We start from the raw sequence: 26,418 nt of genomic DNA, 5'->3' as shown, positions 1-26,418 counted from the left end.
CTTACCGGAGGGTCGTGCCCCACATGTTGAGCAGGTAGCGGCGCATCAACGCGATGAACACCAGCGCCGGCACCACCAGGGCGAAGCCGCCCGCATAGCGGTAGGCCAGCGGCGAGTTGCCGAGGGTACTGAGCACCTGGGCGGGGAGCGTGCGCCGGTCCAGGGTGAGGATCGCGGCTCCCAGCACCTCGTTCCAGGAGGTGACGAAGGTGAACAGGGCCGCCGCCGAGATACCCGGCAGGGTCTGCGGCAGCACCACGCGGAAGAAGGTGGTGAGCGGTGTGGCGCCGAAGACGGCCGCCGCCTCCTCGTGGTCGGGCGGTACCGCGACGAACACCGAGGTGGTGATCAGAACGGTGGTCGGCAGTGCCAGAGCGGTGTGCAGCAGTACGACCGCGTACGTGGAGTCGTACAGGCCGGTGGACAGGAACAGCTGGGCGAGCGGCACCGACAGCACCACGATGGGAAGCGCCCTGCTGAGCAGCATGAACAGCTGGTAGGCGTCCCGGCCGCGGAAGGTGTACCGGGCCAGCGCGTAGCCGGCGGGCACCCCGAGCAGCAGCGACAGCAGCAGCGCCCCGGCGCCCACCTGCAGGGAGTTGACCAGTCCCGGCAGCACTCCGACGGAGTCCAGGAAGGAGCTCATGGTGTCCGCGGACACCTGCGCGGGAACCAGCGAGAGCGGGAACTCGTTCAGTGCGTCCGGGGTGGAGAACGCGGCCAGCGCGATCAGGTACAGCGGCACTGCCATCGCCAGCGACACGGCGATACAGGCCAGGTGCAGCATGATCCGCGGACGTCGCCTGCGTTCCGGCGCCGTGGCCGCCTGTGAGTCGGTCATCGCGGGTTCCCCCCGGGAGTGCGGTCACGCAGGGCCCGCAGGTAGACCATGGAGGTGGCCAGGGACAGCCCGAGCACCACCAGGGCCATGGCCGCGGCCACTTCGGGGCTTTGCAGCGTGTTGTACCAGTGGTAGGTCTGGCCGACGAGCAGCGGGAAGTTCTGCCCGGTCAGCGCCTGCGCCACGGCGAAGGTCTGGAGCGCGAGGACGGTGCGCAGGATCAGCGCGACCTGCAGGCTGGGGCGCAGCTGCGGCAGCAGCACGTACCGCAGCCGTTGCCAGTAGGTGGCGCCGAAGACCTCGGCGGCCTCCTCGTAATCACGCGGGATGCCCTGCATGCCGGCGACGACGATCACCAGCACCAGCGAGGTCGCCCGCCAGATCTCGGCGATCGCCACGCACAGGAACATGGTGACGGGGTGCTGGTAGGACAGCCACGAGTAGGTGGGGAGCCCGAGGTCCACCAGGATCGAGTTGAGGTAGCCCTGGTCGGCGAAGACCGACAGCCACACCAGGCCGGCGGCCAGGTCGCTGATCGCCAGCGGGATGACCCACAGATAGAACCAGCCCTGCGAGAACCGCGGATTCGCCCGCAACAGCAGCGCCATCACGATGGCGACCGCGAACTGCACGGGGACGACCACGGCGATCAGCAGCACGGTGTTGCGGACCGACGGCCAGAACTGCGGGTCTTCGACCATCTGCCGCAGGTGGTCGGTGGTGAAACCGTGCGGTCCGTGGATCGCCTGGCCGATGCCGACACCCAGCGGCCAGAGGAACAGCAGGCTCATGAACAGGGTGGACGGTGCCAGCAGGACGGCCGCGGCCGTGCGCGGGCCGCGGGACTGCCGGCGTCGCTGTCGAACGGGTGAGGACATCCGGCCCTCTCACGCAACCTGGCAGGTCTGGCCCGCCGTGGTGTCGTCCGGTGCCCAGCAGGGTGCCTTGACCTGCTTGAGCAGGGCGTTGAGCTTGTTCGCCTGCTGGTCCAGGGACGACTGGACCGGCTTGTTCTGCAGGCAGATCAGGGTGAAGCAGTCCTTGAAGACCTGGGATATTTGGCCGTCCAGGGTGCCCACGCCCACCGGGGGCAGCGAGGCGATGGCGTCCTTGGCGCTCTGCTGGCGGGAGACGGCGTCGGCCTCCATTGCGACCGCGGCCGGCAGCCCGCTCGGCAGGTCCCCGCCGACGGTGGGGAAGAAGCCGTTCTCGCGCAGCACATCCTCCTGGGCGGCCTGTGTGCACAGCGCCTTGATGACGTCCTGGGCCTCCTTCTGCCGGGGAGACTTCTTCAGAATTCCGAGCCCGGCCACGATCAGCATGTACCCCAGACCCTTGGGGCCTCGGGGGGCGGGCACCATCAGCCACTCGTCGGGTTTCTTGGCGGGGGCGTCGAGCAGCCGGGCCACGTGGTCCCAGGCGACCAGGACCTCGCCGGAACTCAACGGCTCCTGCATATAGGCGTAGTTGGTGGACGCGGGCGTCGAGACGGCCCACAGCTCCTTCATGTACTTCCAGGCCTCGACCGCGTCCGGGCTGCGGAACGGGACGACCTGGCCCCCGGTGAAGCTGGGCAGCAGATAGCCCTGGAAGAAGCGGTGGTACAGGCCGTCGGGGCCGGCGGGGAGCCCGAAGACCGGCTTGCCTGCGCCCTTCTTGGCGGCGGTCATCCAGCTCAGGAACTGGTCGTAGGTGAGGTTGTGGACGTCCACGCCGCTGGGCAGCCACCGCAGCGCCTTCTTGTGGACGGCCAGGACGTACGACGCCTGCATCCAGGGGACGTACTTGGCCGTCGCGCCGCCGTACTTGGCGACGTCGACCAGTTGCCGTGAGAAGTGCGCGTCGGACAGCTCGCCGAGCAGGTCGTCCAGGTCGAGAAGCCGGTCGGTGTGCGGGGCGAGGTCACCATGGAGCCCGCCGAGCAGGCTCACCGACACACGACCGGCCTTCACCTGCGAGGTGACCGTGGTGGCGAACGTTCCGGCCTCGACCGAGTTGAACGCGACGGCAGGCGACTTGACCCGGTTCTTGAGGATGGCGGTGAACTTCTGCCGTTCCTCGATGGGGATGAACTGGGTGGACAGGAAGCTGAGCGCGCCACTGCTCGCCCCCGTGGTGGATGCTCCCGCGCATGCGGTCAGCAGACCTGCCGCGGCACCGCCGAGTCCGAGGCCGAACAGGGTGCGTCTGGACATCTGGGCAGTCATCATCGGCCTCCGATGGGTGGGTGGTTGGGGGTTTGAGGTCGACAGATTTTTGTAAAACCTACTTACGTAAAGCGGGGTGACGTAAGTAAAGCCGTAGATGTCATGAGCGCGTCAAGAGGGGCGACGGCAATTGGTTGCGCATCGGAGCACGGACGGCTGGGGCACAGGGCCGCGGGACAGAGAGTCATATCGCTCACCCAGCGCCAGTCCGGGTCGGCTGCTCGCCCTCATCAGGTCGGGCGACGAGTGGACGCGGCAGCAGTTGCTGGAGGCCACCGGCATGTCACGGCCCACCTTGCTGGCACGGCTGGTGCCACTGGTCAACGCGGGACTCGTGTACGAGACGGGTTCACTGGCATCCTCACGGGGCCGGCCCGCACAGCTCATCCGGTTCGACGACCGCTGGTTGCGGGTGCTGGCCGTCGACATCGGGCACACCCGGGCCCGGGTCGGCGTCATCGACATCCACGGCCGCGAACTCCGGTCCCGCCAGGCCCTCGTCGACATGTACCACAGCGAGGCGGACGCCACGCTGCTGCCGCTGCTCGACGCGGGCGCCGAGCTGCTGGCCCAGGGAGATCCCCAGGAGCGGCTGGTGGGGGTCGGCACGGGCCTGCCCGCCCCCATCGACCCCAGGACCGGCCGGCCCGGCCGGATGTGGACCATGCCCAGATGGAAGGACTACCCGGTCACGGAACGCATCAGGCAGCGGTGGCAGGTGCCGGTGCTCCTGGAGAACGACGCCCGAGCTCTGGCCATCGGGGAGGCGTCGGTCCACACCGCGGGCACCCTGCTCGCGGTGAAGTGGGCACACGGCCTGGGTGCCGGCCTGGTCGTCGACGGAATGCTCCTCGGGGGCGAGGACGGGGCGGCCGGGGACATCGGGCACATCCGGATCGCGTCCGACCACGCCCCCAGGTGTCGCTGCGGGCAGTACGGCTGCGTCGCCGCGTACGCGTCGGGCCACGCGCTCACCCAGCAGCTGAAGCTGTCGAGCCTCGACGAACTCGTCGCCCGCGACCAGGCCGGCGACGCCCGGGTGACCGAGGCGCTGACCACGGCCGCCCGGCACGTCGGCACGGTACTGGCCGCCCTCAGCTCCATGCTCAACCCGGGCTCGCTCGTGCTCGGCGGAATCATCGGCCGCATCCCCACGGTGGTCGAGGCCGTCGACGAACAGCTGAGGCGGACAGCGCTCAGCGCCATCACCGCGACGCTCAAGGTGACCCCCGGCGCCCTTGGTGAACACGCGGTCACCACCGGTCTGGCCCGCAAGGTCGCCGACCACGTGCTGCGCCCCGATGTGGTGGACGCCGCGCTCGGCAGAGCGGTGTGAGCCGTCATCCTGGTGGTCGGCGCTCGACGAGGCGCAGGCCCGCTCAGCCCTGCCCGACGCGGCCACCGCGCACGGCGTCCTGGACGACTTCGTGGTGCGCGTCCGGCTGATCGGCCGAGGCGCAGCGCACGTGGAACAGGAAGTCGGCCACGCGCGCGCGGTCCGGTTCCGGCGGAAGCGGGGTGTGCCCCAGGGCCTCCTCGGTCTCCGTCGCCAGCCGGGCCATGCGGGCCTCGACCCGCGCCCAGGAGACCTCACCCCGCTTCACCGCGAGCAGGGGCTCCCGCTGGTCGCCGACATCGATGCGCAGCTCGCCCGTGCACAGCAGGTCGCGGACGGTCATCAGCAGGCGGAGCAGGTGCATCGCGTGCTTCCAGCGCGGGGAGCCCGTCGTACGGACATCGGCGTCGAGTTTGCGGCGCTGGCCGAGGGCGTAGCGGGTGAAGGTGTCGTAAACCTGCCGGGAGAGGAAGGCGCCGCGCAGGGACAGCAGCTCGCGGCCGGTGTCGTTCACGTGCTCGACCAGGGGCGAGTGCAGGCACTCCAGGATGTTCGGGTTGGCGCGCAGCGCCAGTTCGCAGAAGCGTTCCAGCTCCCAGCTGAACTGCTCGGGGAGCGGCCCTTCGACGTGCGTGGGCGGCTTCTCGAAGCGCCAGAACAGGGCCGTGGGGGCGAGGAAGACGCCCCGGCGGTCCGTGTCGCTGCCGTCCGTCGCCAACCCGAAGGCACGCGACCCCATGACACAGGCGTAGATCGTGTGGTCGCGTACCAGGTCCTCGGGCTGCATGCCTGGGAGCGTACGTGGAATCTCAGGTCGGTCGCTGCGGCGGGGCGGGATCCGCCGCTGAGGGCGAGTCAGTCGGGGAGGTGGGGTGGTTCCTCGTCGGCGCGGCCGCCGGCTCCAAGGGTCCGCCGCGGGCTCGCGGACGTCGTCGGGTGGGTTCCGAGCGCCCCACGGGCCCGCAACTCGTCAAGGTCGGGGAGACGGATCCCGGGGAGTCCGTCGAGAAGGTCGGCCTGGGCGGCGCGCATGCTGGGCGCGGGGGCCTCGGGGCCAGTGCCAAGGGTGCGGCGTTCAGTCACGCTGATCATCGTACGGAGTCTGCTTCCGTCCCAGGGGTAACAGTAGCCAGAACGGACTGCGCGACGAAGAAGGAGCACCTCGTGACGATTCAGCGGATGGACAACGTAGGCATCGTCGTCGACGACCTGGAGGCTGCCATCGCCTTCTTCACCGAGCTCGGCATGGAGCTGGAGGGCGAAGCGCAGATCGAGGGGATCTGGGCGGACCAGATGGTCGGCCTCGACGGGGTCCGCAGCGCCATCGCGATGATGCGCACCCCGGACGGCCACGGCAAGCTGGAGCTGACGAAGTTCCACACCCCCGCGGCGATCACCGCCGGACCGCTCAACCCGCCACCCAACACTCTGGGCCTGCACCGTGTCATGTTCGCCGTCGACGACATCGACGACACGATCACCCGTCCGCGCTGCCATGGCGCCGAACTCCTCGGCGAGGTGGCGCAGTACGAGAACGTCTACCGACTCTGCGACCTCCGCGGCCCCTCGGGAATCATCGTCGCTCTGGCCGAACGGATCGGCTAGGTCCCGTCTGCGGGGGAAGATGCCCGCGGTCGGCCAGAACGGTCACGGTGTTCCCTCACCTCTTCAGCCGCACCGGCAGCTTCCGCACGCTGTTCCCCACGAACGAGGCGTGGCGCGGCAGTTCCGGCTCCGGGATCGCGAGGTCCAGGGCCGGGAAGCGGGTGAAGAGCTGTTCCAGGGCCGTGGTGCTCTCCAGGCGGGCCAGGGGTGCGCCCATGCAGTAGTGCGCGCCGTGTCCCAGGGAGAGATGGCGGGACTCGCCGGTGCGGGTGATGTCGAAGCGTGCCGCGTCCGGGCCGTGGGCCCGTGTGTCGCGGCCGGCTGCCGAGTACCCTGCGAGGACCGGGGTGCCTTGGGGGATCAGGGTGCCGTCCAGGGTCAGATCGCGGGTCGGGTAGCGGAACGGGAAGTAGCTGACCGGGCTGTCCCAGCGCAGGGTCTCCTCCACCACGTCCGCCCAGCTCGCCCCGCCGGAGAGGACCAGGTCGAGCTGGTCCCGATGGGCGCACAGGGCGCGTACGGCGTTCGTGATCAGATTCAGCGTCGTCTCGTGCCCCGCGATGATGGTCAGCATCAGCGTGCCGATCAGCTCGTGCGGGCTGAACCGGTCGCCGCTCTCCTCACGGGCCGCGATCATCGCGCTGGTGAGGTCGTCCCCCGGATCGGCCGTCCGTGCGGCCGCGACCGCGCTCAGCACCTCCACCATCTCCCGGTTGGCCGCCATCGCCTCGGCCGGGCCGATGTCCGTGGCCACGATCTGGTTGGAGAGGTGGTGCAGCCGGTCGTGGTGGGCCTCGTCCACGCCCAGCAGTTCGCAGATGACGCCCATCGGCAGCGGCAGCGCGAAGTGGGTACGCAGATCCACGACGCCGTCCTCGGTGGCGGCCGCCTCCAGGCCGTCCAGCAGACGGGACGTCAGCTGCCCCACGTACGGGCGGAGTTCCTCGACCCGGCGGGCCGTGAACGCCTTGCTCATGAGAGACCGCAGCCGCCGGTGGTCGGCGCCGTCCGCGGTCGTCATCCCCTGCACCGTGGCGAACGTCTTCAGCGGCCAGCCGTCGGCTATCTCCCCGGCCTGGAGCGCCGTGAAGTGCCGTGCGTTCTTGGCGACGTCGGGATGCGCGAGGAACTCCTTCAGCGCGTCGTGGCCCAGCACCGCCATCCCCTCCACCTCGCCGGGGAGGACCACCGGGGTGACCGCCCCCCGGGCCAGCAGCCGGGCGTTGGCCGCGTGCGGGCAGCCTCCCGCCGGGTCCAGGCGGTGCGGACGGTCGGCCGCGGGGTCCACCGGTGACGTGTTCAACAGGGCTCCAGGTCTTGGGAGGGGAGGAGGGGAGAGGGGCAAGCCGAGGAAGGGCGGGCTTTGAACGGGTCAGCGCGGCCGGGCCTGTGGCTGTGCCGCGTGCCGGTGCGGCCACGCGGGGGCGGGGGCCTCGGCCGTCTGAGGGGGCACCGGGCCCTGCGGCAACTGCGGCGAGGTGAAGCGCACGGGCAGCGTGCCGAGGCCCTTGCTCCAGGGCGAGTTGATCCACTCCAACTCGTCCTCCGGAACGGCCAGTTCCAGGTCGGGCAGGCGGTGCCGGATCGTGTCGACCGCGGTCCGGGTGATCAGCCGGGCCGGGTCCTGGGCGGGGCAGGTGTGCGGGCCCGCGCCGAACGCCAGATGGGAGCGGTTGCCGACCACCGGGGTGCCGTCGGCCGGCAGGACCTCCGGATCCGCGTTGGCCGCTGCCAGGCCCAGGATCAGCATGTCGCCCGCCCGGATGTCCTGGCCGCCGAACCTCATGTCGCGGGTGGCGTAGCGGGCCGGGAAGTTCTGGGTGGGCGGGAAGCGCCACAGGACCAGGTCGAGCGCGTCGTCCACGCTGAGGTGGCCGCCGCTCAGCGAGGAGCGCAGCGCGGGGTCGCAGAGCAGGATGCGCAGCGTCGTGGCGATCCAGTTCACCGTGGTCTGGTTGCCTGCGACGAACATCACCACCAGGTTGTGCAGCACCTCCTCGTCGGTGAGCCGCGCCGGGTGGTGCAGCAGCGCCGAGACGATGTCGTCGCCCCTCACCCGCCGCTTCTCCTCGATCAGTCCTTGCAGGATGGCGCCCATCCTGCGGCTGGCGTCCCCCGCCCCGCTGGTGGCGGACACGAGGCCCGCCACCGCCTCCACCAGCTCCCGGCCGGTCCCGTCGTCCACCCCGAGCAGCCCCGCGATCACCCGCATCGGCAGCCTGCGCGCGTACGCGGCGACGAGGTCGGCCTCGCCGTGCGCCGCGAATCCGGCGATCAGCGCCTCGGCGGTGGCCCGGACGCTGCGGCGCAGCTCGTGCCCGTTGATCCCGGCCAGCGCGTCCGAGACCGCGTTGCGCATCCTGCGGTGCTGCTGCCCGTCCGCGAAGAGCAGCGCGGGGCGCCAGCCGACCATCGGCAGGATCGGCGCGTCGGCCGGCACCCGGCCTTCGCGCAGCAGGCTCCACCGGCGCGGATCGTGTGAGAAGTCCTGCTCCTCGCGGGTGAGCCGGAGCAGTTCGCGGTGGCCCAGGACCAGCCAGGCGTCGATGCCGGGGGCGAGGGACACCGGCGCCACCGGGCCGTGTGTGCCGCGCAGTTCCTCGTACAGCGCGGGCATCGTGTTGCCGTCGAGGCCGGGCCCGTACAGCGCGGCCGCCGCGCCGGGGGCGCCCGTCACGGGGCAGCTGACGGCCGGCCCGGCCGTGGGGTGCGGCGTGCTCATGAGGACTCCGTGGCGACGTGGATGAGGTGGCGGACCAGGGCGATCAGCGCCCGGAACGACGAGGCCCGGTCCCGTGCGTCGCAGGTCACCAGCGGGGTGTCGGGCAGCAGATCGAGGGCCGTACGGAGGTCGTCGGCGTCGTGTCGGGGGCCGCGCGGGAAGACGTTGACGGCGACCGCGAAGGGCAGGTCCAGGTCCTCCAGATTGCCCAGCGCGTCGAAAGACGCCGCCAGGTCCCGGGCGTCCACCAGCGCAAGCGCGCCGAGCGCCCCCTTGGCCAGGTCCTGCCAGGCCGGAAGGAACCGCTGCTGGCCGGGCGTACCGAACAGATACAGGACCAGGTCGCCGTCGATGGTCAGCCGGCCGAAGTCGAGGGCGACCGTGGTGGTCTTCTTGCCGCTGTCCACGTCCGGGTCGACCCGCACGCCCGCCTGGGTCATCGACGCCTCGGTCGAGAGCGGTTCGATCTCCGACACCGTACCGATCAGCGTCGTCTTGCCCACTCCCAGCGGGCCGACGACCAGGATCTTCGCCGCGCCCGACACGTTCGAGTCGAGGTACTTCCCGCCGGCCGCGGCGGGCGGCGGGACGGCCTCGGCCCGGGTTTCACAGGCAGCTTTCGAGACCATGGAGGACCTTTCTGAGCACGGTCACATCGGCGCGTTCGGCCGGCGGGATGGGCGGGCGGGTCACGATCAGCCCCCATCGGAGGAGATCGGAGAGCAGCACCTGCGCGACCGACGGCGGCTGGCCGAGGTGAGCGGCCACCTCCCCGACCGAGATGAGCCCCTCGCAGTGCTTCAGGATGGCGAGGTGCTCCGGCTGGAGGGCGGCGGGGAACACTGCCTCCGCCGTCATCACCAGGGATTCCCACGACAGCGGCTCGCCCTCGCACTCCGCGCGGCCGCGTGTGATGACATACGGGCGGATCGCCGAGGCCCTCGGCACCTCAGGCCGCTCCGTCATGACGACGCGGCGGCCTGGTCCCGGGGCAGACTGCTCAGGTGCGCGCCGATCTTCGCCACCAGCAACTGCATCTGCTGGGCCACCAGGCCCACGTCAGCGTCCAGATCGGTGGCGACCCCCAGGTGCGCGCCCACCCCGGCGTGGGTGAACAGCACAAACCCCTGGTCGGTCTCCAGCATCAGCTGGCGTGTCCCGGCACCCGGCCCGAACAGCAGCGCGCTGGTGGACCGGCCCGTCATGGTCATCGCCGCGCAGGCCGCCGAGAGCGACTCCGCGTCGGCGACGCTCAGGCCGGCCACCGGACCCGAGAGGTTCTCGGCGGAGGCGTGCCCGAGACGCAGCCCGTCCTCGGACACCACCACGGCGTGCCGGACGCCGGGAATCTCGGTGAGTGGGCGGAGCATCCACCCCAGATCGGGCAGTCGGGTGATGGTTCCGGTCACGGTCGGCCTCCGGCGTGCTCGTGCGGGGTGCTGGGCAGGGACTGTCCGCCGTGCGGGGGCGGTGCCGGTTCGGTGTCGCCGTCCGCGTCGCCGTCCGTGTCGACGGCCGCCCGGCCGCGCAGCGTCCCGGACACCACACTGGTGATCGAGGCGCGTGCCGCCTCCGGCGTCCAGGGTTCGGCGGGCGCGGCACCGGGCAGCGGATCGGGCGCCGAGTGCCGTGCGGCGGTCGCGGCCCGGGCGGCACCGCGCCGGCTGCGCCGCCGGGGCAGACCGGCCGTCGTCGGGGCGGGTGCGCCGGCCGGCTCGGGGGCGTCGTCGGTGTGCCCGGCCGGTACGGGGGCGTCGTCGCGCACGCCTGCCAGGGGCACGACAGGCCCGACGTGCTCGGCCGGTTCGATCGTCGGACGGCGGTGTGTGGCGGGTCTCGGCAGCGGTTCGGTCAGCAGCCGGAACGGCACGAACATCACCGCCCGTGTGCCGCCGTACGCCGAAGCCCCACTCAGCTCCACGTTGAAGCCCAGCTCCCGGCTCCAGCGCCCGACACACGCCAGGCCGAGCCGGGGCACCGCACCCAGGCGGGTCAGGTCCAGGTCGTCGCGGAGCTGGCCGAGGGCCTGGTGCAGGACGTCCGGCGGCATCCCGAGCCCGGCGTCGTCGATCTCGATGACCGCACCGGCGCCCACCTCCCGCACGTTGACGACGACGGTGGAGCTGGACGGTGAGAACACCGTGGCGTTCTCCAGGAGTTCGGCGACGGAGTGCATCAGCCCCTCCACCGCCGGGGGCACCGCGTACAGGGTCTGTCCGCCGTGCACCTCGATCCGCCCGAACTCCACGATCCGGGACTGGGCGCCCCGTACGCAGTCGTAGAGCGAGACCGGTCGGGTCTCCCGACGGGCGGGCCAGATTCCGCACATCACCAGAAGCGTCTGCGCCTTGCGGGTCATCTGCGAGGCCGCGTGGTCGGCCTTCATCACGTCCGCCATCAGACGGGGGTCCTCGAGGGAGCGCTCGACCTCGTCCAGGACCTGCTGCTGCACGGTCGCCATCACGTGCATGGTGCGCGCCACGGATTCGAAGGCGGCCTGCACCGAGTCGCGCAGGGCGCGCTCGCGGTGCACGGCCGCGTTCGAGCCGAGCGCCACGACGACCGAGTCCAGCGCCCGGGCGAACTCCTCGCCGGTCTCCTCCGGCGACGCCACCGGCCCCGGCACACCCTCCAGTCGCTGTCCGGTGCGCAGCCGCTCGGCGATGGCCGGGACGCGCACCGCGGCCAGATGCGCCACCTCGGTGCCCCGGGCGCCGGCGACCCCGGCCTCCCGGGCACGGAGGGCACGCTCGGTGGACAGCCGCCGGGTGAGGATCACTACGCGGGCGATCAGCAGGACGACGGCCGCGGCACAGGCTCCCGCGAGGGCCCGGTGCCACTCGGCGTGCGCGCTGACGGCGGCCCACGCCACACCGGCGGCGGCCAGCAGGGCGACGGCCCATCCGGCGACCGCGGCGCTCGCACCGGGGTCGCGTCGTGGCTCCCTTACCGTTCGGCTCACCACAGCGGTCCCGACCTGACGACCCTGCAGACACCGGTGCCAGCCACGAGAAGCAAAACCTTTCATGACACATCGAACCCCCTTTTGGGGGTCGGGAGCATGCAGAGCGTAGGCGAACCGGTCGGAATTGTTGAGGGATCGATCTGTTCCAGCCACACCAGACCGCCGGAAATGGCGCGTTGACGCCCCTGCGCCGACGTATCCCTGTCAGCTCAACTGCCGTACTGACATGAGCAGATGACGGTGGTCGTCGCGCGACGCGTCATCCGCGTCCGGGTCGCCACTGAGCAGCGCCCGCTGGCCTGCGCCCAGAAGTTCGAAGCGCACGCGTGAGCCACTGAAAGAGGTGAGGGCTTCCAGCAGATATGCGGGGTTGAAGGCAACTGCCAGGTCATCGGCTCCGGTCAAAGTGGCCGTGAGTTGCTGCGAGGCGATGTCGTCTTCGTATCCCGCCTGCAGGAGGACCGTTCCCTGGGCGGAGAAGTCGAGTCGGATGGGGCTGTTCGGCTCCGCCACGACCGCGACACGGCGGACCGCGTCGGCGAGCGCCTCTCGCTGCGTGACCGCGACCGCTGGGCCGTCCAGTGCGAACAACTTGTCGTAGCGCGGCAGTCGCCCTTCCAGCAGCCGCAGTGTCGTACGCATCCCGGCACCCTCGAAGGCGATCAGGCCGCCACCCGAGCCGCTTGAGCCGTTCAGCCCGATGCGGATCAGCCCCGACTTCGCCAGCGAACGGGAGATCTCGGTCAGCCTCCGGCCGGGAACCACCATCTCCACCGCCTCGGAACCTGTCCCTTCCGGCTTCCACGGCATCGTGCGCACCGCATACCGGTACCGGTCCGAGGCGGCCAACGTCATCGACCCACCATCCAGCCGAAGCTGAATCCCCGTAAGCACCGGGAGCGAGTCGTCACGGGCCGCGGCCATCTCGACCTGCGCGACCGCCGCCGCGAACTCAGCCGCGTCCACGGTCCCGTGCGACGCGGGAAGCTCGGGAAGCGCCGGGTACTCCTCCGTGGGCAACGTCGACAGCCCAAAGCGAGTACCGCCCCCTTCCATCGTGAAGCGTGTGCCTTCCAGCGCGCACGCCACCACCGCATCGGGCAACACCCGGCAAATGTCCAGCAGTCTGCGCCCCAGCACGAGCACCCGGCCGGCTGCCTGAGTCTCCGCCGGTACCTCGATGTTCGCGGACGCCTCGTAGTCGAAGCCCGAGATGCTCAGTCGTCCCTCCCGCGCATCCAGCATCAGGCCGCCCAGCACGGGCACCGGCGAACGCGCGGGAAGTGACTTCGCCGCCCAGGCCACGGCCTCCGCGAGAGCGCTTCGCTCGATCCGGAACTCCATCCGTACATCCCCATCGTGTCGCACCAGTTGATCCGCGCACGCTATACGTCAGCACTGACACTGACGCTCTGGTCGGCCCAACGCCTCCGCGTCGGTGTCTTCTCCGAACACGAGCCGCGAGCGCCGGGGCCGACGCGAGGCCGGCAGGCCCGGTCACACTCCGATGAAGCTGACTGTCTCTGTCACGTCCGCCCGCCCGGTACGCAGCCGTGGCACGCCCTCCTTCTCGAATCCCACCGCGACACCGCAGAACAACGCGAGCCCGTCATCGGCTCCCACGATCTGGCTGACGGTCCTGCGATACATCGTCCACATCACCTGAGGGCAGCTGTGCAGCCCTTCCGCCCTCAGCAGCAGCATGACCGTCTGCAAGTGCATCCCCGCGTCCGCCCACTGCCCTGGCCCCATCGTCTGATCGACGTAGCAGAACAGCACGACCGGGGCCCCGAAGGCCTGCGAGTTCAAGGCGGCGATCTTCATGGGCCTGTCGGGGTCGTCGCGCTCGATGCCCAGTGCCTTGTACCGCTGAGCAGCCGCGGCGGAAAAACGGTCCACGTACGGCGAGGCCAGTTCGGCCGGGTACATCGGATACTCCCGCTCATCCCCCGGGTCTCCCGCCCATGCTCTGGCTGTTGCGCGCCTCTTCAGCTCGGCCAGGGGCTCGCCGGTCACGACATACACATGCCACGGCTGGAGGTTCCCACTCGACGGGGCCCGCGTCGCCGCGGCCAGCACGCGTTCGAGTACCTCTTTGGACACCGGCTCATCGCTGAACGCCCGCACAGCCCGACGACTGTCCACAGCTTCGTACACATCCACGTCCGCTCTTCCCCTCACTCAACGGCAAGCACCTCTCTACCGTCTCCAGACCGCCGGCAGCCGCAGGCCCCCGCCCGGGACCGTTCGTCCTCCGGTTGATTTTTCTCGCTCCGAGCCGTGCTGTAGACAGCGGGTGGCGCGGCCGTATCGAGGACAGAGGGGCGAAGAACATGACGACATGGGGATTGATCATCGAGACGACCGTGGGCGTCGGGGAACGCAAGCACATCGAGGCATACGTGGTGGCTCACGTCACCGGACCGCGTGAGGAGGCACTGGCGGAGCTGGAACGGCGGGCGCGAAGCCACTCACCCGAGCACCCCAGAAGTCCCAAGCGCCGTCGGCTCCTGCGGCAGGACGACGGGTTCCTGCTCGTCATAGACGGGGCGTGGCAGTCGTTCGTCACCCGGTTCACGGTGGCGGAACTGCTTGAGGACTCCGATGCGCCCGCCGCCCCGGAACCCGCGGTGGAGGCGCCGAACGCGCCCACCGTTCCGGAACCTGTGGTGCAGGCGGCGTCGGGTGTGCCCGTCACTGCGGCGGCTGAACCCGCGGAGCAGCAGGTCGAGCGGTACTCGGACGGAGTGCCGGTCAGGCCGGCATGGCTGGGGCGCAACGACCTGCCGTGAGCATGTCCGCCGACGGTGCCCGACATCGCCGACGGTCGCCGGGATGGTCCCCGAGCCAGGCCACGCCGGCGCTGCGGGCCCGCGGCACCCAGCTGGCCAGTGTCGTCTCGTTGATCCCCAGGTCCTTCGCGACCTGGGCGACCGGCTTCCTGGTCTCGGTCACGATCCGCACAGCCCCCTCACGGAACTCCGCGTCGAACTTCCGCCTCCTCTCCGCCATGACTCCCAACATCCCCTGCAGTCAGGGTCTCTACGCGACGAGGGAAGACTCACACCACGTGCCCTCAGCCGTTCGCGGCCCGGCCGACTGCACGCGGACGCAGCGGTGCAGTGGACGTGTCACTCGCTGGGCGTGCCGGGGCCCGCCTGGCGGAGACAGCGTTCCAGGCGTCGCAGGTACCCGTTGAAGGACTCTTCCGCAGGCCAGGTCTGATAGGCGGTGATCGTGGCGGCTACCGCGAGGTTCAGCTGCAGGATGGGAGTCAGGTTGTCGGAGCCAGTGACGCGGGACTCCGTCCAGTGCCTCAGGTCGTTGAAGAACTGCTCGCCGAAGCTCTGGGCCGACTGCGCAAAGGCGGGCGATTGCGCCTTGAGGCGACGCTGCAGCGGCATGCGGTCGCGCAAACTCTCGCAGAACCCCGTCAGGATCGCGGTGAGTGAGTCCCAGAGCGGTTCGTCCGCAGGACGGTCGTCCATCAGGGCCTGCCAGTTGAGCCGCTCCTCAGGATCCTGATCCAGGACCGCAGCATCCTTGCTGGCGAAGTAGTTGAAGAAGGTGGCGCGCGAGACATTCGCCGTCGCCGCGATCTGCTCGACCGTCGTGGCCTCGTAGCCCTGCTCGTCGAAGAGCCGCAGAGCAGCGGACTGGATGGCGCGCCAGGTCGCCAGTTTTTTGCGTTCGCGCAGGTTCACGGTTCCTCCCACGAGTTCATCGTACATCCTAATTCCTAGACGAGTGTATTTTTAGACCCGTCTAACTTTGTGGGTTAGAGTGAAGGAGACGCCGGGACAGCCCCGGAAGGCCATCCCCCAAGGAGGAGTCATGAGCAGGGTCTGGTTCATCACCGGTACGTCCCGCGGCCTCGGCCGCGCGTTCGCCGAGTCCGCACTGGAGCGCGGGGACAAGGTCGCCGCGACCGCCAGGAACATCGCCGCGCTCAACGACCTGGTCACCAAGTACGGCGACGAGGCCGTTCAGCCGCTGGCCCTCGACGTCACCGACAAGGCGGCCGCCGGCGCCGCGGTGGCCGCCGCGCACGAGAAGTTCGGCCGCCTCGACGTCGTGGTCAACAACGCCGGCTACGGACTGTTCGGCATGGTCGAGGAGATCACCGAGCAGCAGCTGCGCGACCAGATGGAGACGAACCTCTTCGGCGCGTTCTGGGTCACCCAGGCCGTGCTGCCGATCCTGCGCACGCAGGGTAGCGGCCACATCGTGCAGGTCTCGTCCGTCGGCGGTATCGCCGCGTTCCCGTCGCTCGGCGCGTACCACGCCTCCAAATGGGCGCTCGAAGGCTTCAGCGACTCCCTCTCCCAGGAAGTCGCCGGCGCGGGGATCAAGGTCACCATCGTCGAGCCGGGCGGCTTCGCCACCGACTGGGGCGGCTCCTCCGCCACACAGGCCGAGCCGAACGCCGCCTACGACCAGGTACGCGAGGCCATCGCGACCCGCTTCGGCGAGGCCCGCTACGCCGAACCCGGCGCCGCCGGCGCCGCCCTCCTGCAGATCGTCGACGCCGAGAACCCGCCGCTGCGGGTGCTGCTCGGCACCGAGCCCATCGAGATCATCGAGCCCCTCTACGCCGACCGCCTCAAGACCTGGGCCGACTGGCAGCACGTCTCCCGGATCGCGCAGGGCTGACCGGCGACACTGCGCTGGGGCCAGGAGGGCGGAAGACCGCCCCCCAGGGCAATCGGTCATTCGGAACGTCCGGCCGAATCGCTTCCCGAATTCACAACGCAGAAGGAGTATTTACCATGACCGCGACAGCAAGTGCTTGAACGAGTCTGGAAATCGTTCGCGAACTGTATGAATCAGCGTTCCCGGGTGACGGTGACACGTTCCCCGCCGCGATGCACGAGGACTTCGAGGAGAGCGTGCCTCCGGCGCTGCCGTGGGGCGGCATTCACCGGGGCCCGGACGCGTTCAGGAATCAGGTGCTCCCGCTACTGACGCTCTGCGGGATGGAAAAGTGTGGCGCATGCGCGTCTTCTACCACGACATCGCTCCGCTGCTGGCTACCGCCGAGTAGATGAAGGTGTAACAGGTCCGAGCACGCGAAAGCCGCTCGAAGACCACGCCTACGTATCTGGGCGGGTGCCTGACACCATACGGCGGCACCGCAGCGTCCAGCAGCCGCACCGAAATCTTGCACCACGTCGCACACTGGTCGGCCCGGCCCCCCACAGCCAACGGCTCGTCACCTTCCCTGCGTCCCTGCCGAACCCGCCGTCCCGACTGAACAGGCCCCGCAGAGCCCTCCCCGTCATCTTCTGCTTTTCCTGAGTAACACCCCGCTCACGCCCGCTGTGGGCGCCGGCATCGACCGTGAGCGCCGGCGCTCCACCGTCGTCGCGACCGCCCCCGCGGTGTTGCGGACCTGAACCTTCACCCTCTACCTGGAGTCTGCCCGTGAAAGTCGTCATCTTCGGCGCGTCCGGCATGATCGGACAAGGCGTACTGCGCGCCTGTCTCCTCGACCCCGCCGTCACGCGTGTACTGGTGGTGGTCCGCAGCCCGCTGGGCGTCAGCCATCCCAAGCTGATGGAAGTCATCCACCAGGACTTCACCGATCTGTCCGCCATCTCCGGGCAGCTGGTCGGTCTCGACGCCTCCTTCTACTGCCTCGGCATCTCCTCGGCCGGTCGCAACGAGGCGGAGTACACCCGCATCACCTATGACTACACCCTCGCTGCCGCGCGTGCCGTGTCCGCGTCCGACCCCGGATTGACCTTCACCTATGTCTCAGGAGAGGGCACCGACAGCAGCGAACACGGCCGGAGCATGTGGGGCCGTGTCAAGGGCCGCACCGAGAACGATCTACTGGCCATGCCAATGAACGCGTATATGTTCCGCCCCGCCTATATTCGCCCCCGCCACGGAGCAGTTTCCAGGACCCCCGTGTACCGCGTCCTCTACGCCCTCACCTCCTGGATCTACCCGCTGCTGCACCGCCTCGCTCCACGTCACACCACAACCACCGAACACATCGGCCGCGCCATGCTCGCCGTCACCCGGCCCGGAGCGGTCGAGCAGCGGATCCTGTACAGCCCGGAAATCAACCGGCTGGGCGGCGGGAGCGGGGCCGTCGCGACGAAGACAGGGTGATCGACCGCCACTTCGCTGGCGCCCCAAACCCACGATCCGGCAGAGCTTGCCAGCCGTACGCTCCAGTGACTTCGGCTCCTCGATCCTCACGTCTACGGAGACGCTGATGCCGATTGCCATGACGCCGACGCGACTTATGTATCCATCCGTCAAATAGTTACTCGAAGGAGAACGACATGGCATTCCATTCCGCCATATCGCCCCAGGAGACCGCCGACCGGCTGGCCATCCGTGAACTGATCGACGCCTATGCCCACTGCGCGGACCGCCGCGACGCGAAGGGTCAGATGGCGCTCTTCACTGCCGACACCCGCTTCCTCGTGTTCATGGACGCCACGGCTGCCGTGCCGACTCAGGAGCTGCACGGCCGCGACTCGCTGGCCCCGGTCTTCGACAATCTGAACACTTACGAGACCACTACTCACTTCAACGGGCAGAGCACGGTTTCGCTGGACGGAGTCCGGGCAACGGCCGAGAGCTATTGCCTGGCGTATCACCTGTCGGTGGGTGAGGACGGGCAGCGTACGTTGATGATCGCCTCTATCCGCTATCTCGACGAACTCGTCAAGCAGGACAGCGGGTGGCTGTTCGCCGAACGCAGACTGATGGTCGACTGGACCGAGACGCGGCCCTCCGCCGCCTGACTCAGCTTAGCCTCGATCCGCCGAGTGACTCGCGTCCTGTGGATGAGGAAACGCGAAGAGGTGCCTGCTGACCTGCGATGATGGGAGCCGCTCCGCACGACGCATCACCCTGCACCTGCCACACAACTGGCCCTGGCAGCACGCCTGGACACACCTCTTCGACACCGTCCACGACCCACCCACACCCGCCTGATCCCCTGACCACCCCGCCCGCCAGGGCCCGACCGGAACCGAACCCGTGGAAAAGCTGGGCAGACCAGCAGAAGCAATCTGCCCACCCACCACTACCGACCGAAATCCACTCACCAAACGATCAAGAGATCACCTTCAGAGCATGTCGGTGGATCGAGGCTTAGCCGCCGACGAGGTAGTGCGGACCGTCGCCGGTGCGGGCGCGCTCGGTGGCCTCCAGGCGGGCGAAGGGCACTTCACCCATGAGGCGCCGCCACTGGGCGAGGTCGTGGACGGCCCACATGTCGTGCTCTCCCGGGTCGAGGCGGATGCGGCGAAGTTGCTCCATGGTGAGGTTGCCGCCGTCGAAGATGAAGCCGATCTTGCCCATCGGCCAGTGCGGGCCGGGGTGGAGGTAGTGCGTGAGCAGCAGACGCGGCTGGTCCTGGCTCAGATCGAGTCCGGTTTCCTCGGCCGCTTCGCGGCGTGCGGTCTCCAGGGGGTCCTCGCCGGTGTCGGTGTTTCCACCGGGAAACTGCCAGAGCCGGTTGCCGTAGACCGAGCGCAGTTGCACGGGACGGTCGTCCTCGTCGCGGATGTACAGGCAGCCGTAGGCGGTGTGGTGCGGCACGGTCTTGACGTATTCGGCCGTCGTCATCGCAAGCGGGTGGCCTCGGCGACCGGGCCGGTGATCGAACTCGATCGCCAGGACGCCGAGGTCCTCCCTGCCCGGCGGGTAGATGCCGCGAAGCGCGTGCAGCAGCTCCGCCCTCGTGGCATCGGGGTCGATGCGCTGCGGGCCGTGCGCGTCGAGCAGTTCCTCGAAGCAGGCGTACGGGGTCGTCCGGCCGGCGATGACGTCGACTTCCCGACCGCTGTCGCGGTGATGGAAGACGAGTGTGTCGCCCTCCTTGATCGCCTGCTTGGCAGGAGTGCCCACGCGCACCTCGATGGTCTTGCGTCCGGCCTCCACCTGGTCGTAGTAGCGAGGCAGCAGGTGCATGTGGTGCTCTGCGGCCCCTCGCTCCACCACGGAGGTGGGCTCGCGGGCCGCAGGAGGGGACGTCGGTGCCGCGGCGCCCTGTCCGTTCATGCGGGTCTCCCCGCGGAGCACCACCAGGGCGAGGCCCTCGCTGTCGTACCGCTCGGCCTTCGGCCAGCCGGACTGGAGGCGGGCGATGTCGCCCTCGTCGAGCGCGATGTCGCGGCGCTCGGCTGGGGTGTGGGCGGCGAGCGGGGTGATGACTGCGAGCGCGCCACCGGGGCGCAGCCGCCGGCCGAGGGCCTGGAGGGTGCGGTCGCGGTGCGTCAGGAACGGGTACAGCAGCCGGAGGCTGATGAGGTCGTAGCCGCCGGCATGGAGCTGGGCGTGGTCATCGCCCTCGATGTCCAGGCGCAGCCATCGGGCTGCGGCCGGGTGGGTGGCGGCGGCTTCGGCGAGGGCGTTGTCGGCCCAGTCGACGGCGTCGACGCTGTAGCCCAGGGTGGCCAGGAACGCGGCGAGTTCCCCGGTGCCGCAACCGACGTCGAGGGCCTGGCCGCCGGCAGGGGCCGGAACGTGCTCGGCGATCAGCGCCCGCTCGGCGTCGCCGAGCGGGCGATATCGGCGACCGTCGGCGTAACTGGTGTTCCATTCGTCCTGCGTGGTGAACACGAGGTACCTCCCTGTCTGGTCTGGTCAGGCACTGCACGGGCGGGCCGGCCGGATCTGCGCGGTCCCGGCCGGCCTGGGGTGCCGGTCGTGGTGGTCGGAGCCGGCCCCTTGCGCAGTATGGGGAACCGCGTTGGACGGCTTCCAGGGCGGCGCGGGTGTGGCCGACGATCGAGTCGGGCAGCGCGGCGCACGGTGGCTGGTGTCGTCGTGGTCGCCGGAGTGGATGCCGACTTGACGGCGGTCGCCAGGACGCCCCCGACGTCACACACCCTCAGAAGCCGTCCACTTTCCCGACGTGATCGTTCGGCCGGCGTTCGTGTCCGGTTCTCGCCAGTCCGCGGTAAATGCCTGGACTGAGCAGCTTCGCGGACGGGAGACTTCCGACTTCCGAACCTCCGGGAGTGTGATGGGGACAACAGATTCGCCAGGGCCGACGCCGGGCAGGAGCGCGGTCGTTCTGGCACTACGCCGCTACGGTCAGGAACTTCTGCGACTACGACTGCTGGCCCTGCCCGCGCTGCTGCTGCCGGCCGTGGGCAACATCGGCATCCGCTACGTCGCCCCGCTGCTGATCGCCAAACTGGCGGCGCAGGCCGCCGGCGGCGGTCTCACCTTCAGCTCGGCGCTGCCGTACGTGCTGGGCTTCGGCGTGACGCTGCTGCTCGCCGAGGCCGTGTGGCGGATCGGGCAGCACTGCCTGAACCGCGTGGACGCGCTCGGCATGGAACACCTGTACGTGAGCGGCATGAACGAACTCCTCGCCAAGGACGCGGCGTTCTTCCACGACAACTTCGCCGGCTCCCTGACCAAACGGGTGCTCAGCTTCGGCAAGCGCTTCGAGGACTTCGTCGACACGGTGACGTACCGGATCGTGGGCAGTCTCGTCCCCCTGGTGTTCGGTGCCGTGGTGCTGTGGAGCTACGAACCGCTGCTCGTCGTCGGCCTTCTGGTGATGATCGCGCTGACCGTGCTGGTCGCGACGCCTCTGATCCGCCGCCGGCAGCGCCTCGTCAACGACCGTGAGGCGGCGATCGCCCGGGTCTCCGGCCATGTCGCCGACAGCCTCATGAACATGGAGACCATCCGGGCGTTCGCGGCCGAGCGGCGGGAGGCCGACGAACATCGCAGCCGTGTCGCGGACTCCCGTCGCCTGACGCTGAGGTCGTGGGACTACGGCAATCTGCGCGTCGACACCCTGGTCGCCCCCATGTCCGTGCTGACCAACGTGCTGGGTCTGCTGGTCGCCGTCGCCTTCGGCGGCTCGGGCCAGGGCGTCGAGGAGATCGTCGTCGCTTTCACCTACTACTCCAACGCCACGCAGATCATGTTCGAGTTCAACCAGATCTACCGGCGTCTGGAAAGCTCGATGACCGAGGCCGCGCAGTTCACGGAGCTGCTGCTGGACCCGCCCACCGTGCTCGACCCGACGAAACCCGAACCGCTCGCACCGCGGGACACGGGCATCCGCTTCGAGGCGGTGACGTTCGCCCACACGGGTGCGAAGCCGATTTTCCAGGGCCTCGACCTGGACGTGCCCGCAGGCACACGGATCGGTCTGGTCGGCAGGTCGGGAGGCGGCAAGACCACGCTCACCCGGCTCCTGCTGCGGATGGCGGACATCGACGACGGACGCGTCCTGATCGGTGGTCAGGACATCAGCAGGCTGCGCCAGACCGACCTGCGCTCACTGATTTCCTACGTCCCGCAGGAACCCGCCATGTTCCACCGCAGCCTGCGGGACAACATCGCCTTCGCGCGGCCCGGCGCCACCGACGAGGAGATCCACGCGGCGGCCGAGGCCGCGCACGTCACGGAGTTCACCGACCAACTCCCCGACGGGTTCGCCACCCTGGTGGGGGAGCGGGGAGTCAAACTCTCGGGCGGCCAGCGCCAGCGCGTCGCCCTCGCCAGGGCCATCCTGCGCGACGCCCCGATCCTGCTGCTCGGCGAGGCGACCAGCGCGCTGGACTCGGAGAGCGAGCTTCTCGTCCAGGACGCCCTGTGGCGGTTGGTGGACGGACGTACGGCCCTCGTGGTCGCCCACCGCCTGAGCACCGTCGCCGGCATGGACCGTCTCGTCGTCCTCGACCGCGGAAGCATCGTCGAGCAGGGCACCCACGAGGAACTGCTCGCGGCGGACGGCGCCTACGCCAAGCTGTGGCAGCACCAGTCGGGGGGCTTCCTCGGCGAGAGCACCGAGTCGGCCCTCGGGCGCCCGGTCCCGGAAGCCGGTCCCGGCGGGCTGCCCGGACCGGTGGACCCGGTGCCGGGCGGGAGCCGCAGGACGCCGCCGCGCGCTCGTACGGGCACCGGCTCCTCGTGACCGAGTCGGTTCCCGGCCGTCCTCGACCGCGGGCGGCGTCACGCTGACACGTCCGTCGCGTGCGGGTATGTCTGTCCGCTTGCCCCGCCGCCGGCAGTGCCGCGCCGAGGGGAATACCCCTAGGGGGTATGGTGTTGTCATCGGTCGGGAGGGGCCGGAAACCGCGCCTCTCCCGCCGATGACCCACGCATCCACACCTCGAGGGAGAAGCCTTGACCATCGAGACGAAGTCCGGCTCCTGCGCCCTTGCCGTCACGCTCGACGAGGAGGCCGTGCGCGCCGCCGTCGACGAGGCGGGCTACGAGTTCGCCGGCCGTCTCTGAGCGCGCCGTCGGGCTTGTGGCCCGGCAACGCGCAACACCTCCCCGCGCCGGGACGTGTCGCTCCGCTGATACGGACGCTGCACGTTCCGGACTTCCCCAGGAGATACGCCCATGACCAGCACGGTTTCCGAGAAGGTTTCATCCGGCGCGGCACTGGCGCCCGCCCATGAGGTCGAGCTCTCCATCGGTGGCATGACCTGCGCCTCGTGCGCCGCCCGCATCGAGAAGAAGCTCAACCGCATGGACGGGGTCACGGCGACCGTCAACTTCGCCACGGAGAAGGCGAAGGTCTCGTACCCGGCTGGCGTCGACGTCGCCGATCTCATCGCCACAGTCGAGAAGACCGGCTACAGCGCCGAGGAGCCGGCCCCGCCCGCCCCCACCGCCGAGAGCGAGGGTGGGGCCGCTTCGGCGGCGGACGGCGAGCTGCTGTCACTGCGGCAGCGTCTGTACGTGTCGCTGCTGCTCAGCGTGCCCGTCGTCCTGATGGCGATGGTCCCGCCCCTGCAGTTCGACAACTGGCAGTGGCTGTCGCTGACGCTGGCTGCCCCGGTGGTGGTCTGGGGCGCCTTCCCCTTCCACAGGGCCGCCTGGACGAACGCCCGGCACGGTGCCGCGACCATGGACACACTGGTCTCCATCGGCACCCTCGCCGCCCTGGGCTGGTCGCTGTGGGCGCTGTTCTTCGGGCAGGCCGGGATGCCGGGCATGCGGCACGGGTTCGAGTTCACCATCTCCCGTTCGGACGGCTCCTCCTCCATCTACTTGGAGGCCGCGGCCGGCGTGACCACGTTCATCCTCGCCGGGCGCTACCTGGAGGCGAAGTCCAAGCGCAAGGCGGGTGCGGCGCTGCGCGCGCTGCTGGAACTGGGCGCGAAGGACGTCTCGGTACTGCGTGGCGGCAAGGAGGTCCGCATCCCGGTCGCGCAGTTGGCGGTAGGAGACCGCTTCGTCGTACGGCCCGGTGAGAAGATCGCCACCGACGGCACCGTCGTCGAGGGCGCCTCGGCGGTCGACGCCTCCATGCTGACCGGCGAGTCCGCGCCCGTGGACGTGACGGTCGGCGACGCGGTGACCGGCGCGACCGTCAACGCCGGCGGCCGACTCGTCGTCGAGGCGGCCCGCATCGGCGCGGACACCCAGCTCGCCCGCATGGCACAGCTCGTCGAGGACGCGCAGAACGGCAAGGCCGAGGTCCAGCGGCTCGCCGACCGGATCTCCGGCGTCTTCGTTCCCGCGGTCCTGCTGATCGCCGCCGCCACCCTCGGCGTCTGGCTCGGCGTCACGGGCGACGCGGCCGCCGCTTTCACCGCCGCTGTGGCCGTCCTGATCATCGCCTGCCCGTGCGCGCTCGGGCTGGCCACGCCGACCGCGCTGATGGTCGGCACCGGCCGGGGTGCCCAGCTCGGCATCCTCATCAAGGGCCCCGAGGTGCTGGAGTCCACCCGCCGGGTCGACACCGTGGTCCTCGACAAGACCGGCACGGTGACCACCGGCCGGATGAGGCTCCAGGACGTGTTCCCCGCCCCGGGCGTGGACGAAGGCGAACTGCTGTGGCTGGCGGGCGCGTTGGAGAACGCCTCGGAGCACCCGATCGCGCGGGCCGTCGCGGCGGGCGCGGCCGACCGGGCCGGCGGCCTGCCCGTGCCGGAGAGCTTCGAGAACGTCACCGGCCTCGGCGTCCAGGGCGTCGTCGACGGCCACGCCGTACTCGTCGGGCGCGAGAAGCTCCTGCACGAGTGGGCCATCGAGCTGCCCCGGGAACTGGCCGAGGCCAAGGCCGTGGCGGAGGCCGAGGGGCGTACGGCGGTCGCCGTCGCCTGGGACGGCGCGGCGCGCGGCGTCCTCACCGTCGCCGACGCCATCAAGGAGACCAGCGCCGAAGCCGTGGCCGAACTGCGCGGGCTCGGTCTGACACCCGTCCTGCTGACCGGCGACAACCGGCTCGTCGCCGAGTCGGTCGCCAAGGCCGTGGGCATCGACGAGGTCATCGCCGACGTCCTCCCCGAGGGCAAGGTCGACGTGGTCAAGCGGCTGCAGGCCGAGGGCCGTACGGTCGCCATGGTCGGCGACGGCGTCAACGACGCCGCCGCCCTCGCCACCGCCGACCTGGGCCTGGCCATGGGCACCGGCACCGACGCGGCGATCGAGGCCGGCGACCTCACTCTCGTACGCGGCGACCTGCGGGTGGCGGCGGACGCGATCCGTCTCTCCCGCACCACCCTGGCCACCATCAAGGGCAACCTCTTCTGGGCCTTCGGCTACAACGTCGCGGCCCTGCCGCTCGCTGCCGCCGGCATGCTCAACCCGATGATCGCCGGGGCCGCGATGGCCTTCTCCTCGGTCTTCGTCGTCACCAACAGCCTGCGCCTGCGGTCGTTCAAGTAGGAGCGAACGCAACCCCGTTGGGTGAGCGGTCGGCCGTTCTGCCGTGCTGCCGTCCGGGGCGGACCCGCCCCGGACGGCAGGGGCGGGGCTCAGCGCACGGGGAAGCCGAAGGAGTAGCCCTGTTCCTTGAGCTGGGGGAGGATCCGGCGCAGGGCCTCGACGGTCTGGGAGCGGTCGCCTCCCGCGTCGTGGAAGAGGAGCGTCGGCCCGTTGGGCAGCTCCCGCTCGACCGTGGCGACGATGGCGTCCGTGCCCGGCTGCTCGAAGTCCTTGGTATCCACGTTCCAGCCCAGCGGGCGCATGCCCCGGGAGGCCGCCAGCTTGCGGCTGTAGGGGGTGAACGCCCCGCCGGGCGCCCGGTAGTACATCGGCCGTACGCCCCCGGACGCCTCGGTGATCACGCGTTCGGCGTCGAGTATCTCCTGCGACTGGTAGGCCTGGGACTTGGCGTCCATGGTGGTGTCGTGCGACACCGTGTGGTCGCACAGCCGGTGCCCCTCCGCGACCACCTTCCTCACGAGGTCCGGGTGCGCCTGCGCCTGCGTTCCCACCATGCAGAACGTGGCCTTCACGCCGTACTCCCGCAGCACGTCGAGCACCTGAGGGGTCCACACGGGGTCAGGGCCGTCGTCGATGGTGAGGTTGAGGCCGCGCTCCCCCTTGTCCGAGGCGTGCGCGATGGATGTCTCCACCGGCTTGACGTCACTGCCCGGCGTGGCCGACGCGGCCGCCCGAGGCAACGAGCCGCCCACGGAACCGGCCTGCGCGGTCCACATCGAGGCAGCTGCGGCCAGGACCGTCACCCCGAGGGCCGCCCCGGCCACCTTGCCGTACCAGCCCCGCCCGCCGCCGTGCCGTGCCATGTTCCGCCCCGCTTTCCCGCAGTTCCTCGCCGATTGCCGGTCGCCTTCCGACCACTTGGCAGGACGAGGGGTGACGGCCGCCGGATGCGTCCGTTACCGATCACGGACACTTCCGGAGGAGTTCGCGGACAACTGGGGCCCGGTCCTCACACGGTCGTTCCGTGCGGCGCCCTCTGACGAAGAGTCACCAATCAGCTGCACCCGTTACGACGTGTGATCGACTGGTTCCGGCCACGGCATGTACGGAGCTATAGGC

24 protein-coding genes are annotated in these 26,418 nt (G+C 70.1%); 8 read left to right on the top strand and 16 right to left on the bottom strand.

Annotated elements, in window-relative coordinates; translation table 11 throughout:
* Position 1: 1 nt before the first annotated feature.
* The 3 genes from ACTYVM_RS23015 to ACTYVM_RS23005 are packed head-to-tail and all read right to left on the bottom strand — an operon-like array spanning position 2 to position 3,036.
* Positions 2-841, bottom strand: coding sequence for a carbohydrate ABC transporter permease (locus ACTYVM_RS23015; RefSeq protein WP_445527757.1), 840 nt, complete (start codon positions 839-841; stop codon positions 2-4).
* Positions 838-1,719 (bottom strand): carbohydrate ABC transporter permease, encoded by an 882-nt coding sequence (locus tag ACTYVM_RS23010; protein ID WP_445527756.1) that lies wholly within the window; start codon positions 1,717-1,719, stop codon positions 838-840. Before ACTYVM_RS23010 ends, ACTYVM_RS23015 begins: the two co-directional genes overlap by 4 nt.
* A 9-nt stretch (positions 1,720-1,728) precedes the next feature.
* Positions 1,729-3,036: an extracellular solute-binding protein gene (locus ACTYVM_RS23005; RefSeq protein ID WP_445527755.1), complete on the bottom strand. Its 1,308-nt coding sequence runs from the start codon at positions 3,034-3,036 to the stop codon at positions 1,729-1,731.
* A gap of 292 nt (positions 3,037-3,328) precedes the next feature.
* On the opposite strand from ACTYVM_RS23005, the gene ACTYVM_RS23000 reads away from it, so the two are divergent.
* A complete protein-coding gene (locus ACTYVM_RS23000; protein WP_445527754.1) occupies positions 3,329-4,384 on the top strand; it encodes an ROK family protein in 1,056 nt (351 codons plus the stop codon).
* Between the two features lie 43 nt (positions 4,385-4,427).
* On the opposite strand, the gene ACTYVM_RS22995 is transcribed toward ACTYVM_RS23000, so the two are convergent.
* A complete protein-coding gene (locus ACTYVM_RS22995) occupies positions 4,428-5,171 on the bottom strand; it encodes a nucleotidyltransferase domain-containing protein (protein WP_445527753.1) in 744 nt (247 codons plus the stop codon).
* A 377-nt stretch (positions 5,172-5,548) separates the two neighbouring features.
* Here ACTYVM_RS22995 and ACTYVM_RS22990 point away from each other — a divergent pair, with 377 nt between their 5' ends.
* A complete protein-coding gene (locus ACTYVM_RS22990) occupies positions 5,549-5,989 on the top strand; it encodes a VOC family protein (RefSeq protein ID WP_445527752.1) in 441 nt (146 codons plus the stop codon).
* A gap of 55 nt (positions 5,990-6,044) precedes the next feature.
* On the opposite strand, the gene ACTYVM_RS22985 is transcribed toward ACTYVM_RS22990, so the two are convergent.
* The 8 genes from ACTYVM_RS22985 to ACTYVM_RS22950 form a co-directional block, all read right to left on the bottom strand.
* Positions 6,045-7,247: a cytochrome P450 family protein gene (locus tag ACTYVM_RS22985; RefSeq protein WP_445527783.1), complete on the bottom strand. Its 1,203-nt coding sequence runs from the start codon at positions 7,245-7,247 to the stop codon at positions 6,045-6,047.
* Between the two features lie 114 nt (positions 7,248-7,361).
* Positions 7,362-8,711 (bottom strand): cytochrome P450, encoded by a 1,350-nt coding sequence (locus ACTYVM_RS22980; protein ID WP_445527751.1) that lies wholly within the window; start codon positions 8,709-8,711, stop codon positions 7,362-7,364.
* Positions 8,708-9,256, bottom strand: a complete 549-nt coding sequence (locus ACTYVM_RS22975) for a GTP-binding protein (RefSeq protein WP_445527782.1) — start codon at positions 9,254-9,256, stop codon at positions 8,708-8,710. The genes ACTYVM_RS22980 and ACTYVM_RS22975 overlap by 4 nt, the downstream gene beginning before the upstream one ends.
* Before the next feature lie 61 nt (positions 9,257-9,317).
* Positions 9,318-9,677, bottom strand: a complete 360-nt coding sequence (locus tag ACTYVM_RS22970) for a DUF742 domain-containing protein (protein WP_445527750.1) — start codon at positions 9,675-9,677, stop codon at positions 9,318-9,320.
* Positions 9,674-10,120 (bottom strand): roadblock/LC7 domain-containing protein, encoded by a 447-nt coding sequence (locus tag ACTYVM_RS22965; RefSeq protein ID WP_445527749.1) that lies wholly within the window; start codon positions 10,118-10,120, stop codon positions 9,674-9,676. Before ACTYVM_RS22965 ends, ACTYVM_RS22970 begins: the two co-directional genes overlap by 4 nt.
* On the bottom strand, positions 10,117-11,673 hold the full coding sequence (locus ACTYVM_RS22960; RefSeq protein WP_445527748.1) for an ATP-binding protein: 1,557 nt from the start codon (positions 11,671-11,673) through the stop codon (positions 10,117-10,119). The genes ACTYVM_RS22965 and ACTYVM_RS22960 overlap by 4 nt, the downstream gene beginning before the upstream one ends.
* A gap of 207 nt (positions 11,674-11,880) precedes the next feature.
* Complete coding sequence (gene dnaN / locus ACTYVM_RS22955) at positions 11,881-13,020, bottom strand: DNA polymerase III subunit beta (protein WP_445527747.1); 1,140 nt, start codon at positions 13,018-13,020, stop codon at positions 11,881-11,883.
* Positions 13,021-13,173: 153 nt separating this feature from the next.
* The gene (locus tag ACTYVM_RS22950; protein ID WP_445527746.1) at positions 13,174-13,839 is read right to left on the bottom strand and encodes a nitroreductase; all 666 of its coding nucleotides are present in this window, start codon (positions 13,837-13,839) and stop codon (positions 13,174-13,176) included.
* 170 nt (positions 13,840-14,009) lie between these two features.
* Here ACTYVM_RS22950 and ACTYVM_RS22945 point away from each other — a divergent pair, with 170 nt between their 5' ends.
* A complete protein-coding gene (locus ACTYVM_RS22945) occupies positions 14,010-14,468 on the top strand; it encodes a hypothetical protein (RefSeq protein WP_445527745.1) in 459 nt (152 codons plus the stop codon).
* Here ACTYVM_RS22945 and ACTYVM_RS22940 read toward each other — a convergent pair.
* Positions 14,431-14,688: a transposase gene (locus ACTYVM_RS22940; RefSeq protein WP_445527744.1), complete on the bottom strand. Its 258-nt coding sequence runs from the start codon at positions 14,686-14,688 to the stop codon at positions 14,431-14,433. The genes ACTYVM_RS22945 and ACTYVM_RS22940 overlap by 38 nt on opposite strands.
* 119 nt (positions 14,689-14,807) lie before the next feature.
* Positions 14,808-15,407, bottom strand: coding sequence for a TetR/AcrR family transcriptional regulator (locus ACTYVM_RS22935; RefSeq protein ID WP_445527743.1), 600 nt, complete (start codon positions 15,405-15,407; stop codon positions 14,808-14,810).
* Between the two features lie 103 nt (positions 15,408-15,510).
* On the opposite strand from ACTYVM_RS22935, the gene ACTYVM_RS22930 reads away from it, so the two are divergent.
* The 3 genes from ACTYVM_RS22930 (at position 15,511) to ACTYVM_RS22920 (ending at position 18,440) form a co-directional block, all read left to right on the top strand.
* Positions 15,511-16,329 carry an SDR family oxidoreductase gene (locus tag ACTYVM_RS22930; RefSeq protein WP_445527742.1) on the top strand — a complete coding sequence of 273 codons (819 nt, stop codon included), beginning with the start codon at positions 15,511-15,513 and terminating at the stop codon, positions 16,327-16,329.
* Positions 16,330-17,100: 771 nt separating this feature from the next.
* A complete protein-coding gene (locus tag ACTYVM_RS22925; protein ID WP_445527741.1) occupies positions 17,101-17,796 on the top strand; it encodes a Rossmann-fold NAD(P)-binding domain-containing protein in 696 nt (231 codons plus the stop codon).
* Positions 17,797-17,972: 176 nt separating this feature from the next.
* The gene (locus ACTYVM_RS22920) at positions 17,973-18,440 is read left to right on the top strand and encodes a nuclear transport factor 2 family protein (protein ID WP_445527740.1); all 468 of its coding nucleotides are present in this window, start codon (positions 17,973-17,975) and stop codon (positions 18,438-18,440) included.
* Between the two features lie 352 nt (positions 18,441-18,792).
* Here ACTYVM_RS22920 and ACTYVM_RS22915 read toward each other — a convergent pair whose 3' ends face one another.
* Positions 18,793-20,265 (bottom strand): NUDIX domain-containing protein, encoded by a 1,473-nt coding sequence (locus ACTYVM_RS22915; RefSeq protein ID WP_445527739.1) that lies wholly within the window; start codon positions 20,263-20,265, stop codon positions 18,793-18,795.
* A gap of 406 nt (positions 20,266-20,671) precedes the next feature.
* Here ACTYVM_RS22915 and ACTYVM_RS22910 point away from each other — a divergent pair, with 406 nt between their 5' ends.
* The gene (locus ACTYVM_RS22910) at positions 20,672-22,588 is read left to right on the top strand and encodes an ABC transporter ATP-binding protein (RefSeq protein WP_445527738.1); all 1,917 of its coding nucleotides are present in this window, start codon (positions 20,672-20,674) and stop codon (positions 22,586-22,588) included.
* A 434-nt stretch (positions 22,589-23,022) separates the two neighbouring features.
* Complete coding sequence (locus ACTYVM_RS22905) at positions 23,023-25,299, top strand: heavy metal translocating P-type ATPase (protein WP_445527737.1); 2,277 nt, start codon at positions 23,023-23,025, stop codon at positions 25,297-25,299.
* A gap of 89 nt (positions 25,300-25,388) precedes the next feature.
* Here ACTYVM_RS22905 and ACTYVM_RS22900 read toward each other — a convergent pair whose 3' ends face one another.
* Positions 25,389-26,162: a polysaccharide deacetylase family protein gene (locus ACTYVM_RS22900; protein ID WP_445527736.1), complete on the bottom strand. Its 774-nt coding sequence runs from the start codon at positions 26,160-26,162 to the stop codon at positions 25,389-25,391.
* Positions 26,163-26,418: the final 256 nt, after the last annotated feature.

It is taken from the genome of Streptomyces cyslabdanicus, assembly GCF_052663305.1.
Note: the sequence above shows the minus strand (reverse complement) of the source record. Positions and strands in the feature narration are given on the sequence as shown.

Coding starts and splice junctions, on each gene's coding strand:
- dnaN (WP_445527747.1), bottom strand. CDS start 13,020: ATGGAGTTCCGGATCGAGCGAAGCGCTCTCGCGGAGGCCGTGGCCTGG.
- ACTYVM_RS23000 (WP_445527754.1), top strand. CDS start 3,329: ATGTCACGGCCCACCTTGCTGGCACGGCTGGTGCCACTGGTCAACGCG.
- ACTYVM_RS22970 (WP_445527750.1), bottom strand. CDS start 9,677: ATGACGGAGCGGCCTGAGGTGCCGAGGGCCTCGGCGATCCGCCCGTAT.
- ACTYVM_RS22900 (WP_445527736.1), bottom strand. CDS start 26,162: ATGGCACGGCACGGCGGCGGGCGGGGCTGGTACGGCAAGGTGGCCGGG.
- ACTYVM_RS22995 (WP_445527753.1), bottom strand. CDS start 5,171: ATGCAGCCCGAGGACCTGGTACGCGACCACACGATCTACGCCTGTGTC.
- ACTYVM_RS23015 (WP_445527757.1), bottom strand. CDS start 841: ATGACCGACTCACAGGCGGCCACGGCGCCGGAACGCAGGCGACGTCCG.
- ACTYVM_RS23010 (WP_445527756.1), bottom strand. CDS start 1,719: ATGTCCTCACCCGTTCGACAGCGACGCCGGCAGTCCCGCGGCCCGCGC.
- ACTYVM_RS22935 (WP_445527743.1), bottom strand. CDS start 15,407: ATGTACGATGAACTCGTGGGAGGAACCGTGAACCTGCGCGAACGCAAA.
- ACTYVM_RS22980 (WP_445527751.1), bottom strand. CDS start 8,711: ATGAGCACGCCGCACCCCACGGCCGGGCCGGCCGTCAGCTGCCCCGTG.
- ACTYVM_RS23005 (WP_445527755.1), bottom strand. CDS start 3,036: ATGTCCAGACGCACCCTGTTCGGCCTCGGACTCGGCGGTGCCGCGGCA.
- ACTYVM_RS22940 (WP_445527744.1), bottom strand. CDS start 14,688: ATGGCGGAGAGGAGGCGGAAGTTCGACGCGGAGTTCCGTGAGGGGGCT.
- ACTYVM_RS22905 (WP_445527737.1), top strand. CDS start 23,023: ATGACCAGCACGGTTTCCGAGAAGGTTTCATCCGGCGCGGCACTGGCG.
- ACTYVM_RS22910 (WP_445527738.1), top strand. CDS start 20,672: ATGGGGACAACAGATTCGCCAGGGCCGACGCCGGGCAGGAGCGCGGTC.
- ACTYVM_RS22945 (WP_445527745.1), top strand. CDS start 14,010: ATGACGACATGGGGATTGATCATCGAGACGACCGTGGGCGTCGGGGAA.
- ACTYVM_RS22930 (WP_445527742.1), top strand. CDS start 15,511: ATGAGCAGGGTCTGGTTCATCACCGGTACGTCCCGCGGCCTCGGCCGC.
- ACTYVM_RS22920 (WP_445527740.1), top strand. CDS start 17,973: ATGGCATTCCATTCCGCCATATCGCCCCAGGAGACCGCCGACCGGCTG.